General features: G+C 54.6%; 13 protein-coding genes. 10 read left to right on the top strand and 3 right to left on the bottom strand.

Translation table 11 applies throughout. The features are described 5' to 3' along the window. Window positions 1-871: M16 family metallopeptidase (locus WBC85_RS14105; protein ID WP_424438493.1), on the top strand; the 871-nt coding region annotated here is incomplete at its 5' end. Further along, on the top strand, window positions 868-2172 hold the full coding sequence (locus tag WBC85_RS14110) for a M16 family metallopeptidase (protein ID WP_424438496.1): 1305 nt from the start codon (window positions 868-870) through the stop codon (window positions 2170-2172). The genes WBC85_RS14105 and WBC85_RS14110, both read left to right, overlap by 4 nt. Window positions 2173-2211: 39 nt before the next feature. On the opposite strand, the gene WBC85_RS14115 is transcribed toward WBC85_RS14110, so the two are convergent. Further along, on the bottom strand, window positions 2212-3246 hold the full coding sequence (locus WBC85_RS14115) for an alpha/beta hydrolase family protein (RefSeq protein WP_424438499.1): 1035 nt from the start codon (window positions 3244-3246) through the stop codon (window positions 2212-2214). Between the two features lie 128 nt (window positions 3247-3374). On the opposite strand from WBC85_RS14115, the gene WBC85_RS14120 reads away from it, so the two are divergent. Further along, complete coding sequence (locus WBC85_RS14120; RefSeq protein ID WP_424438502.1) at window positions 3375-4406, top strand: helix-turn-helix domain-containing protein; 1032 nt, start codon at window positions 3375-3377, stop codon at window positions 4404-4406. Between the two features lie 28 nt (window positions 4407-4434). Here the strand turns inward: WBC85_RS14120 and dapA are convergent, their stop codons facing one another. Beyond that, entirely contained in the window at window positions 4435-5310 is an 876-nt protein-coding gene (gene dapA / locus WBC85_RS14125) for a 4-hydroxy-tetrahydrodipicolinate synthase (protein ID WP_424438505.1), read from the bottom strand. 146 nt (window positions 5311-5456) lie between these two features. Between dapA and WBC85_RS14130 the strand changes: the two genes are divergently transcribed. The 3 genes from WBC85_RS14130 (at window position 5457) to WBC85_RS14140 (ending at window position 8938) form a co-directional block, all read left to right on the top strand. Further along, a complete protein-coding gene (locus tag WBC85_RS14130; RefSeq protein WP_424438508.1) occupies window positions 5457-7388 on the top strand; it encodes a lytic transglycosylase domain-containing protein in 1932 nt (643 codons plus the stop codon). Window positions 7389-7592: 204 nt separating this feature from the next. Beyond that, window positions 7593-8330 carry an MlaA family lipoprotein gene (locus tag WBC85_RS14135; RefSeq protein WP_424438511.1) on the top strand — a complete coding sequence of 246 codons (738 nt, stop codon included), beginning with the start codon at window positions 7593-7595 and terminating at the stop codon, window positions 8328-8330. 2 nt (window positions 8331-8332) lie between these two features. After that, window positions 8333-8938: an MlaC/ttg2D family ABC transporter substrate-binding protein gene (locus WBC85_RS14140; RefSeq protein ID WP_424438514.1), complete on the top strand. Its 606-nt coding sequence runs from the start codon at window positions 8333-8335 to the stop codon at window positions 8936-8938. 5 nt (window positions 8939-8943) lie between these two features. On the opposite strand, the gene WBC85_RS14145 is transcribed toward WBC85_RS14140, so the two are convergent. Next, window positions 8944-11124, bottom strand: coding sequence for a transglycosylase domain-containing protein (locus WBC85_RS14145; RefSeq protein WP_424438517.1), 2181 nt, complete (start codon window positions 11122-11124; stop codon window positions 8944-8946). A 258-nt stretch (window positions 11125-11382) separates the two neighbouring features. On the opposite strand from WBC85_RS14145, the gene WBC85_RS14150 reads away from it, so the two are divergent. The 4 genes from WBC85_RS14150 to WBC85_RS14165 all read left to right on the top strand — a co-directional run. Next, window positions 11383-11721: a P-II family nitrogen regulator gene (locus tag WBC85_RS14150; RefSeq protein WP_424438520.1), complete on the top strand. Its 339-nt coding sequence runs from the start codon at window positions 11383-11385 to the stop codon at window positions 11719-11721. Window positions 11722-11746: 25 nt separating this feature from the next. Next, entirely contained in the window at window positions 11747-13069 is a 1323-nt protein-coding gene (locus tag WBC85_RS14155) for an ammonium transporter (RefSeq protein WP_424438523.1), read from the top strand. A gap of 102 nt (window positions 13070-13171) precedes the next feature. Continuing rightward, a complete protein-coding gene (gene mutL, locus WBC85_RS14160; protein ID WP_424438526.1) occupies window positions 13172-15010 on the top strand; it encodes a DNA mismatch repair endonuclease MutL in 1839 nt (612 codons plus the stop codon). Beyond that, window positions 15010-16035: DNA recombination protein RmuC (locus WBC85_RS14165; protein WP_424438529.1), on the top strand; the 1026-nt coding region annotated here is incomplete at its 3' end. The genes mutL and WBC85_RS14165, both read left to right, overlap by 1 nt.

Below are 16035 nucleotides of genomic sequence, written 5' to 3' on the forward strand. Positions count from 1 at the left end.
CGACCCCGGCGCATTGTTTGGCGAACAAACGAGCGCCGCGATGTATCTGAACCATCGCTACGGCGTGCCGATCATTGGCTGGCGTCACGAGATGGAAGAACTTGGGCTGAAAGATGCGCTTGCCTATTACAAACAATACTATGCCCCCAACAACGCCATTCTGATTGTGGCGGGGGACGTCACGCCCGAGGACGTGAAAATGCTGGCAGAGCGTCACTACGCGCCGCTGCCGGCCAATCCGAATTTGCCGGAGCGCGTTCGCCCGCGTGAGCCGGATCATAAAGCGGCGCGTCGGTTGGTATTTGAGGATGCCCGCGTTGCGCAGCCCTATGTCAGCCGTGCCTATCTTGCGCCCGAGCGCGATAGCGGCGATCAGAAAACGGCGGCCGCATTGATGTTGGCTGCTGATTTGCTGGGCGATGGGCAAACCGCGTTCATGACGCAAAAATTGCAGTTTGAAGACAAAAGCGCGGTCTATGCGTCGGCTTACTATCGTGGCACATCCCTCGATGACACGCGCTTTACCACGCTGGTGGTTCCTGTGCCGGGCGTAAGTCTGAGCGAAGCAGAAGCAAATATGGACCGTGTCCTGCAAGAGTTTCTGGACGCACCAATCGACACTGCGCATCTTGATCGCATCAAGCGAAACATGCGTGCTCAAGAGATTTACGCGAAGGATAACGTGCAAGGCCTTGCAAATAGATATGGGCGCGCCCTGACAAGCGGCCTTACGATTAAAGACGTGCTCGATTGGCCCGACATTGTCGAAAGCATTACCGAAGAAGAAATAAAGACCGCGCTGCGTGACGTGTTGCAAGAACGCACGTCGGTGACGGGGTGGCTTACCTCTGGTGTGGAGGCGACACAATGAAGCGGCTTATTCTAGGCGTCACTGCGATCTTCGTTCTGCTGGCTGCGCCCTTGCGCGCTGATGTGGACATTCAGGAAGTCACCTCGCCGCTTGGTTTAAAGGCATGGTTGGTCGAGGATCATACAATTCCGTTCATGGCGCTGCGTGTTGGTTTCAAGGGTGGTGGATCGTTAGACCGCGATGGCAAACGCGGTTCGATATCCCTGATGATGGCTATGCTTGAAGAAGGCACTGGCGATCTTGACGCGACCCAATATGCGCAGGCAGTCGATGAACTGGCTGCGTCTTTCAGTTTTGATGCCTCGGATGACGCTGTTAGCATTTCCGCGCGCATGTTGAGCGAGAACAGGGATCAGGCAATTGCCTTGCTCAAGGGCGCGATCGTTGCGCCGAACTTCGATCAGGACGCGATTGATCGGGTGAAGGGGCAAATTTTTTCGATGCTGCAATCCGATTTGAAGGACCCTAATGTGATTGCGCGTCAGGCATTCGATGCGGCCGCTTTTGGGGATCATCCTTATGGTAGCTCGGAAAGCGGGACGCCAGAAAGCGTCGGCGCTTTGACGCGCGATGATCTGTTTGCCGCGCATCGTGATACTATCGCGCGTGATCGCGTTTTTATCAGTGCAGTTGGTGATATTACGGCGGAAGAACTGGGTGCGCTTATGGATGCATTGCTGTCGGAATTGCCTGAAACCGGCGCGTCGATGCCAGAGAAAGTTTCTGTCGCCCTAACACCGGGCGTGACCGTTGTGCCATTTGAAACACCGCAATCTGTTGCGCTGTTTGGTCATCGCGGCATCAATCGCCATGATCCGGATTTTTTTGCGGCATTCGTTGCAAGCACAATTCTTGGTGGCGGCGGGTTTCACAGCCGTTTGATGGATGAGGTGCGTGACAAGCGTGGCTTGACCTACGGCGTATACGCCTACCTTGCGACCCAGGATTATACAGAAACAGTTGTCGGTCAGCTTGCTTCTGCGAATGACCGGATTGCAGATGCAATCGCAGTAATCAAAGAACAGTGGACGATGATTGCAGATAAAGGCGTTTCGCAGGAAGAATTAGACCTTGCAAAGACTTATCTGACGGGTGCTTATCCGCTGCGGTTTGACGGTAACGGGCCGATTGCGAACATCTTGGTCGGTATGCAAATGCAGGGCCTACCCATCGACTATATCAACACACGCAATGACAAGGTGAATGACGTTACTTTGGCAGAAATCAATCGCGTGATTAAAGAAGTGTTTTTGCCAGACGAGCTGCACTTCACCGTTGTCGGACAGCCCGAAGGGCTATAAGTGAAAGCGCCCCTGAGTAATTCAGGGGCGCTTTGCTTTTTAATGTTCGTTAAAGAACGATATGACCGCATCTGCCACTATCGCATGGTCCTTGATGCGCTCTTCTGTGCCGTCTGCGCAAACCATGCCGTCACCGGGGGCTTCGTCCTCCAGGATGGCGATTGCTTTTTCTGTGCACAGGCCAAGCATATCAAAGTGTGCAAGCGTTGCAGGTTCTAGATAACGTGCAACTCCCTCAGAAAGTTGGGCGACCAACGCGCGGGATTCCTTGTCCAGATCAAGGCTACCCTTGACGTCCTTCGGCCCACCTATCACCAGCAACGGCGTTTTGATTGCGCCTAGACTTTCGCTTGAGAAAGTTTGCGTTGCCCCCAGATCCAGCAGTGCGATTGCCTTGATGCGTTGATCGCTCAAATCCTGAGAAAGCGCAGCGCGGTCCTCCTGCGCGGCGCCGATGTTCCACGTGCTGGTAATTTCACAAATCAATTCGCTCGGGTTATCGCTGCAAAGCGTATCCATTTGCTCGGGATCATAACGGGCACCTGCAAGCTGTGCACCTGTCATGCCGCCAAGTGAATGACCCGCCATATAGATGTGATCGGGGTCAACTTTTGCCTTTAGCGTTGTGTCGTTCAACAAGTAGCTGATCGCACGTGACACATCCTTTGGCCGCTCCCAAATCTGCCGCGCATCATCGGCGTCGCGCAGCCATGTCGATGTTCCCGGATGATTGAGCGAGGCAACGATGTAGCCCTTTTTGACGAGCTCTACTGCCAGCCAGTTCTGATTGCGTGCGTTGCCGTACATCCCGTGAGAAAGCACAACGAGGGGATAAGTGCCCTCGACGGGCGCGGCATTCTCGGCCGCGTCGACGCCAACCCAAACACCGTTTCTATGCTGACGTGTCAGCGGCGCATCTATGCTGGCAGGATACCATAAAATAGCGTCAAGCGCGCGCGAATTGCCATCCTGAATGGCGATGTCTTTGATGCCGGGCGCATAGGTTTCTGCGGAAACGGCATGTGCGGTTCCGATGCTAAGTGTAAGGGCGAGCATGTGTGCAAAATGTTTCATATCGAACTCCAGTGTGTTTGCGTGATAGCACTGGAGTTGCGCCTATCGGCCGTGTGAAACAACGTTGAGCGACGCCAAAACCTGTCCTGAAACCCGATGTAGGACAGGCGAAACGTGAAAGAGGACATATGCAGGACAACGTACTATTGGTTTTGCCCTTGCCGATCCTGACCGCGCTCCTAGGTGGGGCGATTGCGATTCTGATTCTGCGTCTAGATCTGGGAAGCCGAAAAGCGACGGTTCTTTTCGCGGTGTTGTTCGCCTTGCTGAGCTTTAGCTCGCTCTTGGTGGGTCTGCGCTTTGGCTATGGGATAGAACAACTGGTTCTGATTCAGCGCGCCGTCCCGTTGCTGGTTGGCCCGCTGCTTTATCTTGGCTTTGCGGCATTTGTGACCCCGAATGAACGCTTTACGCGGGCTGCTCTGTTGCACATCGGCGTCGCTTTGGCGGTGATCGCGATTGTGCTGATGGCACGTAAGCCGCTCTATGCGCTCGATTGGGTGATATCGGCGAGCTACGTTTTTTACATGATCGCGCTCTGGCGTTTGTGGCGTCGGGGGCCGGATTATCTGATCCATGCTTATTTCGATGTCGCGCAAAAAGTGTCGAACTGGATGCTGCGCGGGATAATCATGCTGGCGACAATCCTTATTGTCGATACGGTCATCGCGCTTGATTTCATGCTGAACGATGGTCGCAACGCCAAAGCGCTGATCTCTTTCGCGTCGATACCCTTTATTGTGATCCTGCTCGGCTTTATCGTCGTTTTGCCCTCAATGATCGCTGCGCCGCGCGCAAAGGTCAAAACGCTTATTCAGGGAGAGCAGGACGATAACGCCAAGCTAGAGCAGGAGGCGCGCGCGTTGCTGAACACAACGCAGCTTTATCTTGAACCTGACCTTTCCGTGCAGCGGCTTGCGCGGCGTCTGCATGTGCCTGTGCGCGCGTTGTCGGTGGCGATCAACCAGACGCAGGACATGAACGTTTCGCAGTATGTTAATCAGTTTCGGCTGGAACATGCGGCTGATTTGCTGCGTGGAACAGATGAAAGTGTTGCGAAAGTTATGGCACAATCCGGGTTTTTAACGCGCTCGAATTTCTATCGCGAATTCCAGCGGATCTATGGGCAAACACCTGCGGCGTACCGCCAAAACAAATAGGGCGGGGATAACCCCGCCCATATTATGATTAGTTCATCAAGCCTGCGTGACGCATACCGTCATCGATCAGCGCTTTGGTTTCGTCGGTGAGCCCCGTCAAAGGCGAGCGCACTTCGTCGCTGCAAAGGCCCAGCTTGGACATTCCGTATTTCGCACCAACTAGGCCCGGCTCTGTAAAGATCGCTTTATGCAAAGGCATCAAACGATCTGTGATCTCAAGCGCAGTCGCGAAATCGCCCTTCAAGGTGGCTTCTTGCATCTGCGCGCAAAGCTTGGGCGCAACGTTCGCGGTGACAGAGATCATGCCAACGCCGCCGTGGGCATTATAGCCAAGCGCAGTCGCGTCTTCACCAGAAAGCTGGATGAAGTCTTTGCCACAGCTCAACCGTGTGAGCGGAACGCGTGCAAGATCGCCTGTTGCATCTTTCACGCCGACAATGCGCGGCAGACTTGCCAGCGTTCCCATCGTTTCGGGCGTCATATCAACGACCGAGCGACCCGGAATGTTGTAAATGAAGATCGGCAGGTTTGTACTGTCATGGATCGCCGTATAATGGGCGATCAGACCGCGCTGTGTCGGTTTGTTGTAATATGGCGTGACGACCAAAACGGCATCCGCACCAACCTTTTCCGCATGCTGTGCAAGGCGGATCGATTCCAGCGTGTTGTTGCTGCCAGCGCCCGCAATGACGGGAAGGCGGCCCGCAGATGCGCGCACGACTTCTTCTACAACTGTTTCATGTTCATCGTGTGTCAGTGTCGGGCTTTCGCCAGTCGTGCCAACGGGAACAAGCCCATGGGTGCCTTCACCAACATGCCATTCGACAAGTTTCTTCAGTGTTTCCAGATCCAGCTCGCCGTTCTTGAACGGCGTAATCAGTGCGGTTAAAGAACCTTTAAACATGACACGCTCCTCTTCGTGTTGGCGGGCGACAGGCCCGGATGAAATAGCAGCCATTTGATGCAATAGAGCAATTGTGAATTGCTCCCAGCGCCACAGAGGCTAGGTTGTGCGGTGTCTATCCTTTGTCATTGAATGAATTGCAAGCCATGATGCGTTTCGCCCTTTTGCTTTTTTTAAGCATGTGTGCCCCTGTTTTAGCACTCGCTGATAGCCATGCGCCGCTTGCGCGTGCCTTTGATGCAATGCGTGCGGGTGATTGGACCAGCGCGCGCACCATCGCGAGTGATGTTAGCCCAATCGCCTATGATTTGATTGAATGGCACCGCCTGCGCGCGGGTAAAGGAACGCCTGACGAAGTTCTTCTTTTCCTCGATCTTAATCCTGATTGGCCCGGTTTGGATTGGCTTCGCCAGAAGAGCGAACCGGAAATGCTTAACGCCAACAACGCGGATATCCTGCTGTTTTTCAAAGATGGCCTGCCCCAAACAGCCGAAGGCGCGATTGCGCATGCGCGGGCGCTAAAGGCGAGCGGGCAAACCGGCAGTGCAGAGGCTGGCTTGGTGCTTGCCTGGCGCAGCATGGCGATTGGGCCAAGCACGCATGAGAAAATGCTCGCAGAGTATGGTGCGCTGCTGAAAGATCACCATTTGGCCCGCCTTGATATGGTGCTTTGGAAAGGCTGGGACAGCAATATCGAACGCATGATGTCGCTGGTGCCAGAAGGACATCAAAAACTTGCACGCGCCCGCATGGGTTTACGTGAACGCGTCAAAGGGATTGACGCGCTTGTCGCCAGTGTCCCGACAGCGTTGCAGGATGATCCCGGGTTGTCTTACGAGCGGTTTGTCTGGCGCGCGCGTAAAGGGCTGACGGATGATGCTATTGATCTCGCGCTCAGCGCGAGCAAGAACGCGAAGACTTTGGGTGAGCCAGAGCAATGGGCGGACCGGCGACGTTCGCTTTCGCGCCAATTGATGCGCAACAAAGAATACAAACGCGCCTACTCGCTGGCGAGCCAACATCATCTGTCCGAGGGATCATCCTTCGCTGATCTGGAGTGGTTGAGCGGCTATCTCGCGCTGCGTTACTTGAATGATCCGAAGCGTGCGCTTGGACATTTTCAAGCGCATCAGGGTGCGGTCGTTACACCGATTTCACGCGGGCGCGCAGGTTACTGGATCGGGCGCGCGCACGAGGCGTTAGGTAACGCGAGCGCAGCAAAGGCGGCTTTTGCTGACGGGGCGGAATATCAATCCAGTTTCTATGGGCTCCTTGCTGCTGAACGGGCTGGTTTACCATTCGATCAAAGCCTTGCGGGGCAGGGCACATTGCCAGACTGGCGACAAGCCCGTTTTATGGGGTCGAGCGTCTTTCAGGCAGCTGTTCTTGCGCTTCAAGCGGGCGAACTTACCCTGTCAGAGCGTTTTTTCACACATCTTACCGAAAGCCTTTCACCCCTTGAAGCGGCACAGCTTGGCAAGGTCGCGCTTGATCTGAACGAGCCACATATCGCAGTGATGATCGGCAAACGCGCAGCAAGCGATGGCGTGACGATTGCCGCGCCATATTATGCAGTGCATGACTTAGCGAAAAGCAACCATCCGATCGCAACAGAATTTGCGCTGGCCATAGCGCGGCGCGAAAGCGAATTTGACCCCGTGGTCGTGTCTGGCGCAGGTGCGCGCGGTTTGATGCAAGTCATGCCAGCAACTGCAAAGAACGTGGCCAACGAACTAGGTGTAGATTATTCAAAGGACAAGCTGACCGCGGATTGGCGTTACAACGCGCAGCTTGGAACGGCGTATCTGGCGCGGTTGGATGAACAATTCGGCGGCAATCCTGTGATGATGGCGGCTGGTTACAACGCAGGTCCGGGCCGTCCCGTGCGATGGATGGAACTTTACGGTGACCCACGTCGGGGCGAAATTGATGTAGTTGACTGGATTGAACACATCCCGTTCCGCGAGACGCGAAACTACGCCATGCGCGTAACTGAAAGCCTGCCGATCTATCGGGCGCGGTTGGGAAAAACCGCGTTGCCGATCCCGTTTTCCAAAGAGTTGATCCAAATGCGATAACTCCATTTGTTCAGAGTGCCTTCACCTTTGCCGACAAATGTGCGAGTCTTCGTCAAGATTTTTAGTATTCTGTCTCGCTTGGGTCACAGCATCTGTAATTGATGGGTTTTGCTCTGGTTCTTTTGCGCAGGCATATTAGGTAACGCTTAACTTTAGAACTTGGTGGGTAATTTCGTGCAACAGATTTCGCAGCACGCGCGACGCGTGTTTCTTCCAGTATTTGCGACTATTGCGCTTTTGTTAGCGGGCTGCACGCAGCCCGGCCCTAACCATGACCCCAATGGCGTTTTTGATCCGCAGGAAGCGGTTAACCGGCAAAACCATGAACTGAACCGCGCATTGGATGAGAAATTCGTGCGCCCTATGGGCGTCGGTTATACCAAAGTGATTCCAGATGATCTGGAAGACAGCATTGGCAATTTCTCTTCTAACCTTGGGTTGCCAGGAACCGTCGTGAACAACTTGCTTCAAGGTAATATTGAAGGGGCATTCCGCAACAGCGTTCGGTTTGTTGTGAACACGACGCTTGGTTTCGGTGGTCTGTTCGATGCCGCTGGCGACTTTGGAATTGACGAAATTGAAGGCGACTTTGGTCAAACGCTTTATGTTTGGGGCGTGCCGGAAGGGGCTTATGTCGAATTGCCCGTTCTTGGCCCATCGACCGAGCGCGCGGCAGTAGGCAAAGCTGTCGATCTGTTTACCAACCCGTTAAGCTATGTTTTGCCGAGCACGGAAAAATACATTGGCACTGCTGCCGGGGTTGCCTCTAAAGTAGGGGATCGCGGACGTTATGCTGATGCAATCGATTCAATTCTCTACAATAGCGCCGATAGCTATTCACAAGCGCGGGGCATTTATTTGCAAAACCGTCGTTTCAAATTGGGTGACGGGGATGCTGCCGAAGATATCAACCCGTTTGAGCTCGACACGCAGGGGTTTTAACAATGACTAATTTCACCAGACGTCACGCCACAGGCCTTATCGGGGCTGCACTGGCCAGCTTTACTTTGGCGCCAAGTCCTGCGCTCGCGCTTGATAACGCCAGTGCCAAGAAACTTGTTGATGCGCTGGTTGGCGAAATCAACAGGATCATCGGATCGGGCAAAGCCGAGGCTGCAATGTATCGTGACTTCGAGCGCGTGTTCGCGAAGTATGGGGATACGTCCTACATTTCGGCCTATGCGATGGGCAACGATGGTCGCCGTGCAACAAATGCGCAAAAGAGCGCCTTCTCCAACGCATTCCAAACCTATATTTCGCGCAAATACGGTTCGCGCTTTCGCGAATTCATCGGGGGCCGCTTGGAGGTCCAAAGCGTACGTCCTGTGAAAAGCTGGTTTGAAGTTAAAACCATCGCTTACTTGCGCGGAGAGTCACCCTTTGTTGTGACCTTCCTTGTTTCCAACCGCACTGGGCGGGACAAGTTTTTCAACATGTTCATCGAGGGCATCAACTTGCTTTTGACCGAGCGCACAGAAATTGGCGCTATGATCGACCGCCGCGGCGGTGACATCAACAAGATGATCGCTGATCTGAAGAACGCAGGCTAGTCGAACTAACGGTTTTCTCTGTTTTCATCGATTTCGTCAATTCTGTTCCCTGTTCCGCTGCTTTGACCAAAGCCGCGCAGCACGCGTTGAAGAACTGTATCAGCGATGTCATCGGCAGGGATTGGCGCAACGTCTTGCGGGGAATGTGTTGGTGCAACAGGTGCGACCATTGGCAAAGGATGCGCTGGCAAGCCCTGATGCACACGCACCATAACTTCATGCCAGATTTCGGTCGGTAAGCCGCCGCCAGTCACACCTGTCAAAGGCGTGTTGTCATCATAGCCCATCCAAACACCAGCAACATAATCAGCGGTAAAGCCGATGAACCACGCGTCGCGTGCGGCTTGGGTTGTTCCCGTTTTGCCCGCAGCTTCGCGTCCAGGCAGTGCTGCGCGTTGGCCGGTGCCTTGGCTGACAACCTTCTCCATCATGTAGATCAACTGACCGGCTGCGGCATCGCTAATAACGCGTTCGCCAATGCCGCCGCCCGCACCCATAAGCGGTTCGCTGTCACCCAGAAGGCTGAGTTCGATCAACCCATATGGTGTAACGGATGAACCGCCATTCAGAATGCCTGCATAGGCACCAGTCATTTCGATCAATGTGCTTTCGGATGCGCCAAGTGCCAGAGCGGGGCCAGCGGCAAGGTCGCTATCGATGCCAAATTCGCTGGCGACTTTGCGCACGTTCTCGCGTCCGACGGCCTCGGAAAGTTTGACCGCAGGAATGTTAAGCGATTGTTTAAGCGCGTCTGTGAGCGTGACAGCGCCTTTGAAGTCCTTGGTGTAGTTCTTGGGCGACCAAGGGCCGGATCCGGGGATGTTGATCGTCAAAGGCGCGTCGACGATTTCGTCGTTCGGGCTATATCCCAGGTCCAGCGCGGTCGCGTAGACAAAAGGTTTGAAGGCTGATCCGGTTTGACGCAAAGCCTGCGTGGCGCGATTGAATGCGCCCGAAACTTTGGTTTTTCGACCGCCGACCATTGCACGCACTGCACCGTCTGCGCTCATCACTACAATTGCAGCTTGGGCCTCTGATCCCTCGCGTACTTTGTTTTCAAAGATGAACTTCATAGCTTCTTCAGAAGCGGTTTGAAGGCGGCGATCCAGCGTTGTCTTGATGATGACGTCTTCGGTTGTGTCGCGGGTGAAAAACTCTGGTCCGCTATCCATGACCCAATCTGCAAAGTAGCCACCTGCCTTTGCTTCGGCTGCTTCTGACAGCTCTGCAGGCGCAATACGCGCGATATCGGCTTCCTTCTTGCTCAGATATTTCTGATCTTCCATCAAGCCGATGATGACGGCCGCGCGATCCTGTGAACGTGAAAGGTTGTTGGTTGGGGCATACCGCGTTGGTGCGGCCAGAAGACCCGCCAGCATCGCGGCTTCTGCGGCGTTAACCTGCGCTGCGGACTTGCCGAAGTAGCGTTGGCTTGCTGCTTCAAAACCGCGTGCGCCGGCGCCAAGGAAAGCGCGGTTCATATAGATGTTAAGGATGTCGGCCTTTGTGTATTTCGCTTCCATCGCCATAGCGAACAGGGCTTCCTTGGCCTTTCGCCACATCGTCGTGCGGCGGCATTCTGCTTCGTATTCTTTCTCGCTTTTCCAAACCTTCGGATCAAAGGGAACGCCAAGGCATAGTAGCTTGGCCGTTTGCTGTGTAATCGTAGAACCACCGTGGCCAGACAGCGGCCCGCGTCCTTCGCGAAGGTTAATGCGAACAGCGCTGGCGATGCCGCGCGGGCTAAGGCCAAAGTGACGGTAGAAGCGTTTGTCTTCTGTCGCGACGATTGCATTGGTCAGGTGCGGCGACGCCGTTTCGGTTGTGATGGCACCGCCAAATTGATCGCCGCGCCATGCGAACACCTCGCCATTGCGATCCAGTAACGTCACGGATCCGCGCGCACGTCCGTCCAGCAGCGCTGACGGCTCGGGCAGTTGCAGTGCGAAATATGCCACCGCAAGACCGAGAATCACTGCTGAAACAAAGCTGATCCGCCACGTAAAACCCCAGATCAAGCGAATGACCCATCGGAAAAGGGCTATGATCCAGCCAATCGGTCCGCGTGGAAGTTTACGCGGTGCCCGTTTTTTACGCGTCTTCGGAGCAGGTTTTGCTGCTTTTTTGGCGTTGCCATAGCGTTTGTCAGCGACAAGCCGGGGCGTTGAGCCTTTTTTCTGAACCATGATGTGAACCTGCTCGGAACCTGTTTTGATAGTACCATAGCGCGTCGCAACGGGGATGTTGAGGGGAGTTATCCGCTGAAAACGACAACACCGTGCCCTATTTTTAGGCGAAAAAGCCAACTCGCCTAGTTTTTAGGCGAACGCGTCTGCAATTTGCACTGCTGCAACGCAGCGTGCCTTCCAACTCCCCCATCTAGACGTTTTGCTGCACCTGCAAACAGAGGGTCTCTCTCTCAGTTCTAAGGAAAGGCACATCAGGTGAAACTCATCATAGCGACGATAAAACCGTTCAAGTTGGAGGAGGTCCGAGAAGCCCTAACAGGTATCGGAGTTCGCGGCATGATGGTTACGGAAATCAAAGGCTTTGGCGCGCAGTCGGGTCACACGGAAATCTACCGCGGCGCCGAATACGCGGTGAACTTTGTTCCCAAAGTGAAACTGGAACTCGTCGTGAGCGCCGCCATGGCAGATCAGGCGGTTGAAACCATCACCAACACAGCGCGCACCGGGAAAATCGGTGACGGCAAGATTTTTGTTCTCGACGTGGCCCAAGCGGTGCGCGTGCGAACTGGCGAGACAAATGGCGACGCAATCTAAGTTGCGCGAAATGAAGGATACGGACATGACATATAAAAAACTACTTGGAGCGAGCGCTGCTCTTTTGCTGCTCCCCAGCCTTGGCTTGGCGCAGGAGGTGGATACGACACCTACCAACGCTGAAATCGGGTTTATCTTCACCACCTTTATGTTCCTCGTCGCGGGCTTCTTGGTCTTCTTCATGGCCGCAGGTTTTGCGATGCTGGAAGCGGGCCTTGTGCGCGGCAAGAACGTGACGATGCAGTTGACCAAGAACATGGGTCTCTTCTCGCTCGCGACGATCTTTTACTATCTGGTCGGCTACAACCTGATGTACCCGGGCGATGGATGGTCGATTGACGGCATTTTGGGTGCATTCAGCACGACTTCGCTCGAGCCTGTTGGCCTGGAGGGTGCAGAGCCTGACCTGACTTATGCGTCTGTTGGTTCCGACTTCTTCTTTCAGTTGATGTTCTGTGCTGCGACAGCGTCTATCGTGTCTGGTGCCCTTGCCGAGCGCATCAAACTTTGGCCCTTCCTTGTGTTCACAATCATTCTTGTTGGCCTGATCTACCCAATCCAAGCGTCTTGGAAATGGGGCGGCGGTTTCCTTGATGGCATGGGTTTCCAAGACTTCGCGGGTTCCACAGTTGTTCACTCTGTTGGTGGCTGGGCTGCTCTTGCAGGTGCGTTGATCCTTGGACCACGTATCGGTAAATACAAAGATGGCCGCACAGTTCCAATGCCAGGTTCCAACCTGACACTTGCGACGCTGGGTACGTTCATTCTGTGGCTCGGTTGGTTCGGCTTTAACGGTGGCTCCCAGCTTTATATGGACAGTGCTGCGAACGTTGCCGACATTTCCCGCATCTTCTCCAACACCAATGCGGCTGCGGCTGGCGGTGCTCTGACGGCGATGATCCTGACACAGCTTCTTTACAAAAAGCCTGACCTTACAATGATCCTTAACGGCGCTTTGGCTGGTCTCGTGTCCATCACTGCTGAGCCTTTGACGCCTTCCCTTGGTGCAGCGACTTTGATCGGTGCAGTTGGCGGCGTTATCATCGTCTTCGCGGTTCCTTTCCTCGACAAGCTCAAGATTGACGATGTTGTTGGTGCAATCCCTGTTCACCTTTTCTGCGGTATCTGGGGCACCATTGCGGTTGTTCTTACGAACCCTGCGGCAACAATCGGCGTTCAGCTTTACTCCATCCTTGTTGTCGGCATCTTCACCTTCGTTGTCTCGGGTGCGGTTTGGTTTATCCTGAAAATGACAATGGGCATCCGTGTCAGTGAAGAAGACGAGATCAAAGGTCTTGATACATCCGAGCTGGGCATGGAAGCCTATCCAGAGTTTGGCCGTGGTTAACACCAAAGCCTTTCCATGACGCTAGACCCGGGCAGAAATGCCCGGGTTTTTTGTGTGTAGATACGTGGCAGAATCGCGAGCGTTTGTGCTAAGTATTGCGGTATGAAGATTGATGCCCTCAATATAAGCGATACGCAGCCGGTTATTCGTCAACTGGACGATGCCGCAATCAACCGTATTGCAGCAGGCGAAGTTGTCGAGCGTCCTGCATCCGCCGTTAAGGAATTGGTCGAAAACGCAATTGATGCTGGCGCCAAGCGCATCGAGATCGCCTACGCTGACGGTGGCAAAACCCTGATCCGCGTTGTTGATGATGGCTGCGGGATCGTGCCCGAGGCTTTGCCGCTGGCCCTTTCACGCCATGCTACGTCAAAAATTGATGGCAGCGATCTGCTGAACATCCATACGTTCGGTTTTCGCGGGGAGGCATTGCCCTCGCTTGGCGCGGTTGGGCGGTTGTCTATAACGTCGCGCGCAGCCGGGCATGACGCCTACGCAATTTCGGTCGCTGGCGGCGCGATGAGTGCCGTGAAACCTGCGGCCTTGTCCAAAGGCACGGTCGTTGAACTTCGTGATTTGTTCTATGCAACGCCAGCGCGGTTAAAATTCATGCGGACCGATCGCGCGGAAACTCAGGCGATTACCGATGTGGTCAAGCGTTTGGCAATGGCCGAGCCATTCATCGGCTTTACCTTGCGCGATGTTTCCGGTGGTGGGGAAGGACGTGTTACCTTTCGCGCTGATGCAGAAAGCGGCGATTTGTTTGACGCGCTCCATGGCCGCTTGGGGCGTATTCTGGGCGCAGAGTTTGCAGAGAATTCTTTGCGCATCGAGGCAGAGCGCGAGGGCCTGCACCTAACGGGATTTGCTGCTTTGCCGACCTATTCGCGTGGTTCCGCCGTGGCGCAGTACCTGTTCGTGAATGGACGCCCTGTGCGTGATAAATTACTCGTCGGTGCACTGCGCGGGGCATATTTTGATTTCCTTTCCCGTGATCGCCATCCCGCTGCCGCGTTGTTCCTTGATTGCGACCCGCAGCTTGTTGATGTGAACGTACACCCCGCCAAATCAGAGGTACGCTTCCGCGATCCGGGTATGGCGCGTGGATTGATCGTTTCTGCATTGCGCCATGCTTTGGCTGGCGCTGGTCATCGTGCGTCGTCGACGGTTGCTGGCGCAACTTTGGGCGCGATGCGGCCAGAACCGAATGGCCCTGCGCGGGTCTATCAGATGGACCGCCCGTCAATGGGGGCAATGCATGCAAGCTATCAAGCGCAAGCGCCAGGCTTTGAAGAAACTGCGGGTGTGTTTAGCCGCGTTGATGTCGTCGAACCCGTGGAAACACATGCCCCTACAGAGCAGTTTCCATTAGGCGCGGCGCGTGGGCAAGTGCATGAAAACTACATCATTGCGCAGACCACTGATGGTATGGTGATCGTCGATCAACACGCTGCGCACGAACGTTTGGTTTACGAAAAACTGAAAAAGCAAATGGCGGAAAACGGCGTTTCCGCACAGGCTTTGTTGATCCCCGAGATTGTCGAAATGTCGGACGGGGATTGCGCACGCTTGATGGAGATTGCGGATGATCTGTCGCGTTTCGGGCTTGGGATCGAACCTTTTGGTGGCGGCGCAATTGCTGTCCGTGAAACGCCCGCGATCTTGGGTGAAGTAAACGCGAAAGCGATGTTGCTGGATATTCTGGACGAACTTGCCGATCAGGGCGAAAGCCAGTCTGTGCAAGCCAAGATAGAGGCGATCCTAAGCCGCGTTGCCTGTCATGGCTCGATCCGTTCGGGGCGTTGGATGCGCGCTGAAGAAATGAATGCGCTTTTGCGTGAAATGGAAGCAACACCGCATTCGGGGCAGTGCAATCACGGACGCCCGACCTATGTGGAATTGAAGCTGGCCGATATTGAACGGCTGTTTGGACGGACCTGATGACGATTGATCTTGAAGACCCGTTCGTTCTTGCTGCGATTGCAGGCGTTTTGGCGTTTCTGTTGATTTTTGTGCTTTTGATTATTGTGATCCGCGCGGCAGGGCGCTCGGCTCGTATGACTGAACCCCTGGCAAACCAGATGGGCATGCTTGGCCAGCGCGTACAATCGCTCTCGGATGGTCAACAACAACTTGCAGGGGGCTTGAACCATGTCTCCGAAGCCGCCGCTGCATCGCAAGCCAATATGCTGCAACTGATGGAGCAACGCTTGACACAAGTCAGCAGCACAATGAACGAAAACCTGCATGGATCTGCGCGGCGCACTGCGCAAAGCCTTGGTGAATTGCAGCAACGTTTGCTGGCGATTGATAAGGCACAGGACAATATTACCAAGCTTTCAGGCGACGTTTTAAGTTTGCAAGACATCCTGTCTAACAAGCAAACGCGCGGGGCATTTGGCGAAATCCAGCTAAAAGACATCGTATCCAAAGCGCTTCCAGCGGATAGTTATACATGGCAAGCGACGCTTTCGAACGGCAAGCGCGCGGATTGTCTGATTCACCTTCCAAACCCCCCGGGGCCAATTGTGGTGGATAGCAAGTTCCCGCTAGAGGCCTATGAAGCATTGAGAAATGCCGAAACCCAGCAACAGCTAAACGAAGCCGCGCGCATGATGCGGACAGCGGTGAAGGCGCATATCAAGGCGATTTCGGAAAAGTATATTCTGGACGGCGAAACTGCGGATGGCGCTTTGATGTTCCTGCCTTCTGAGGCCGTCTATGCAGAGCTGCATTCGAACTTTCCGGAGTTGGTGCGCGAAGGGTTTGCCGCGCGGGTCTGGATCGTTTCCCCAACGACTTGCATGGCGACGCTGAACACCATGCGCGCTATTTTGAAAGACGCTCGCATGCAGGAACAAGCGGGTGCAATTCGACGCGAGTTAGGTTTGCTTTTCGGTGATATCGAGCGGCTGGGCACGCGGGTCGAAAACCTTGACCGCCACTTCAATCAGGCGTCCAAGGAC

The sequence above is a fragment of the Planktotalea sp. genome, from assembly GCF_049680325.1.
Lineage (GTDB): Bacteria > Pseudomonadota > Alphaproteobacteria > Rhodobacterales > Rhodobacteraceae > Planktotalea.

Coding starts and splice junctions, on each gene's coding strand:
- dapA (WP_424438505.1), bottom strand. CDS start 5,310: ATGTTTAAAGGTTCTTTAACCGCACTGATTACGCCGTTCAAGAACGGC.
- mutL (WP_424438526.1), top strand. CDS start 13,172: ATGAAGATTGATGCCCTCAATATAAGCGATACGCAGCCGGTTATTCGT.
- WBC85_RS14130 (WP_424438508.1), top strand. CDS start 5,457: ATGATGCGTTTCGCCCTTTTGCTTTTTTTAAGCATGTGTGCCCCTGTT.
- WBC85_RS14155 (WP_424438523.1), top strand. CDS start 11,747: ATGACATATAAAAAACTACTTGGAGCGAGCGCTGCTCTTTTGCTGCTC.
- WBC85_RS14115 (WP_424438499.1), bottom strand. CDS start 3,246: ATGAAACATTTTGCACACATGCTCGCCCTTACACTTAGCATCGGAACC.
- WBC85_RS14145 (WP_424438517.1), bottom strand. CDS start 11,124: ATGGTTCAGAAAAAAGGCTCAACGCCCCGGCTTGTCGCTGACAAACGC.
- WBC85_RS14140 (WP_424438514.1), top strand. CDS start 8,333: ATGACTAATTTCACCAGACGTCACGCCACAGGCCTTATCGGGGCTGCA.
- WBC85_RS14110 (WP_424438496.1), top strand. CDS start 868: ATGAAGCGGCTTATTCTAGGCGTCACTGCGATCTTCGTTCTGCTGGCT.
- WBC85_RS14120 (WP_424438502.1), top strand. CDS start 3,375: ATGCAGGACAACGTACTATTGGTTTTGCCCTTGCCGATCCTGACCGCG.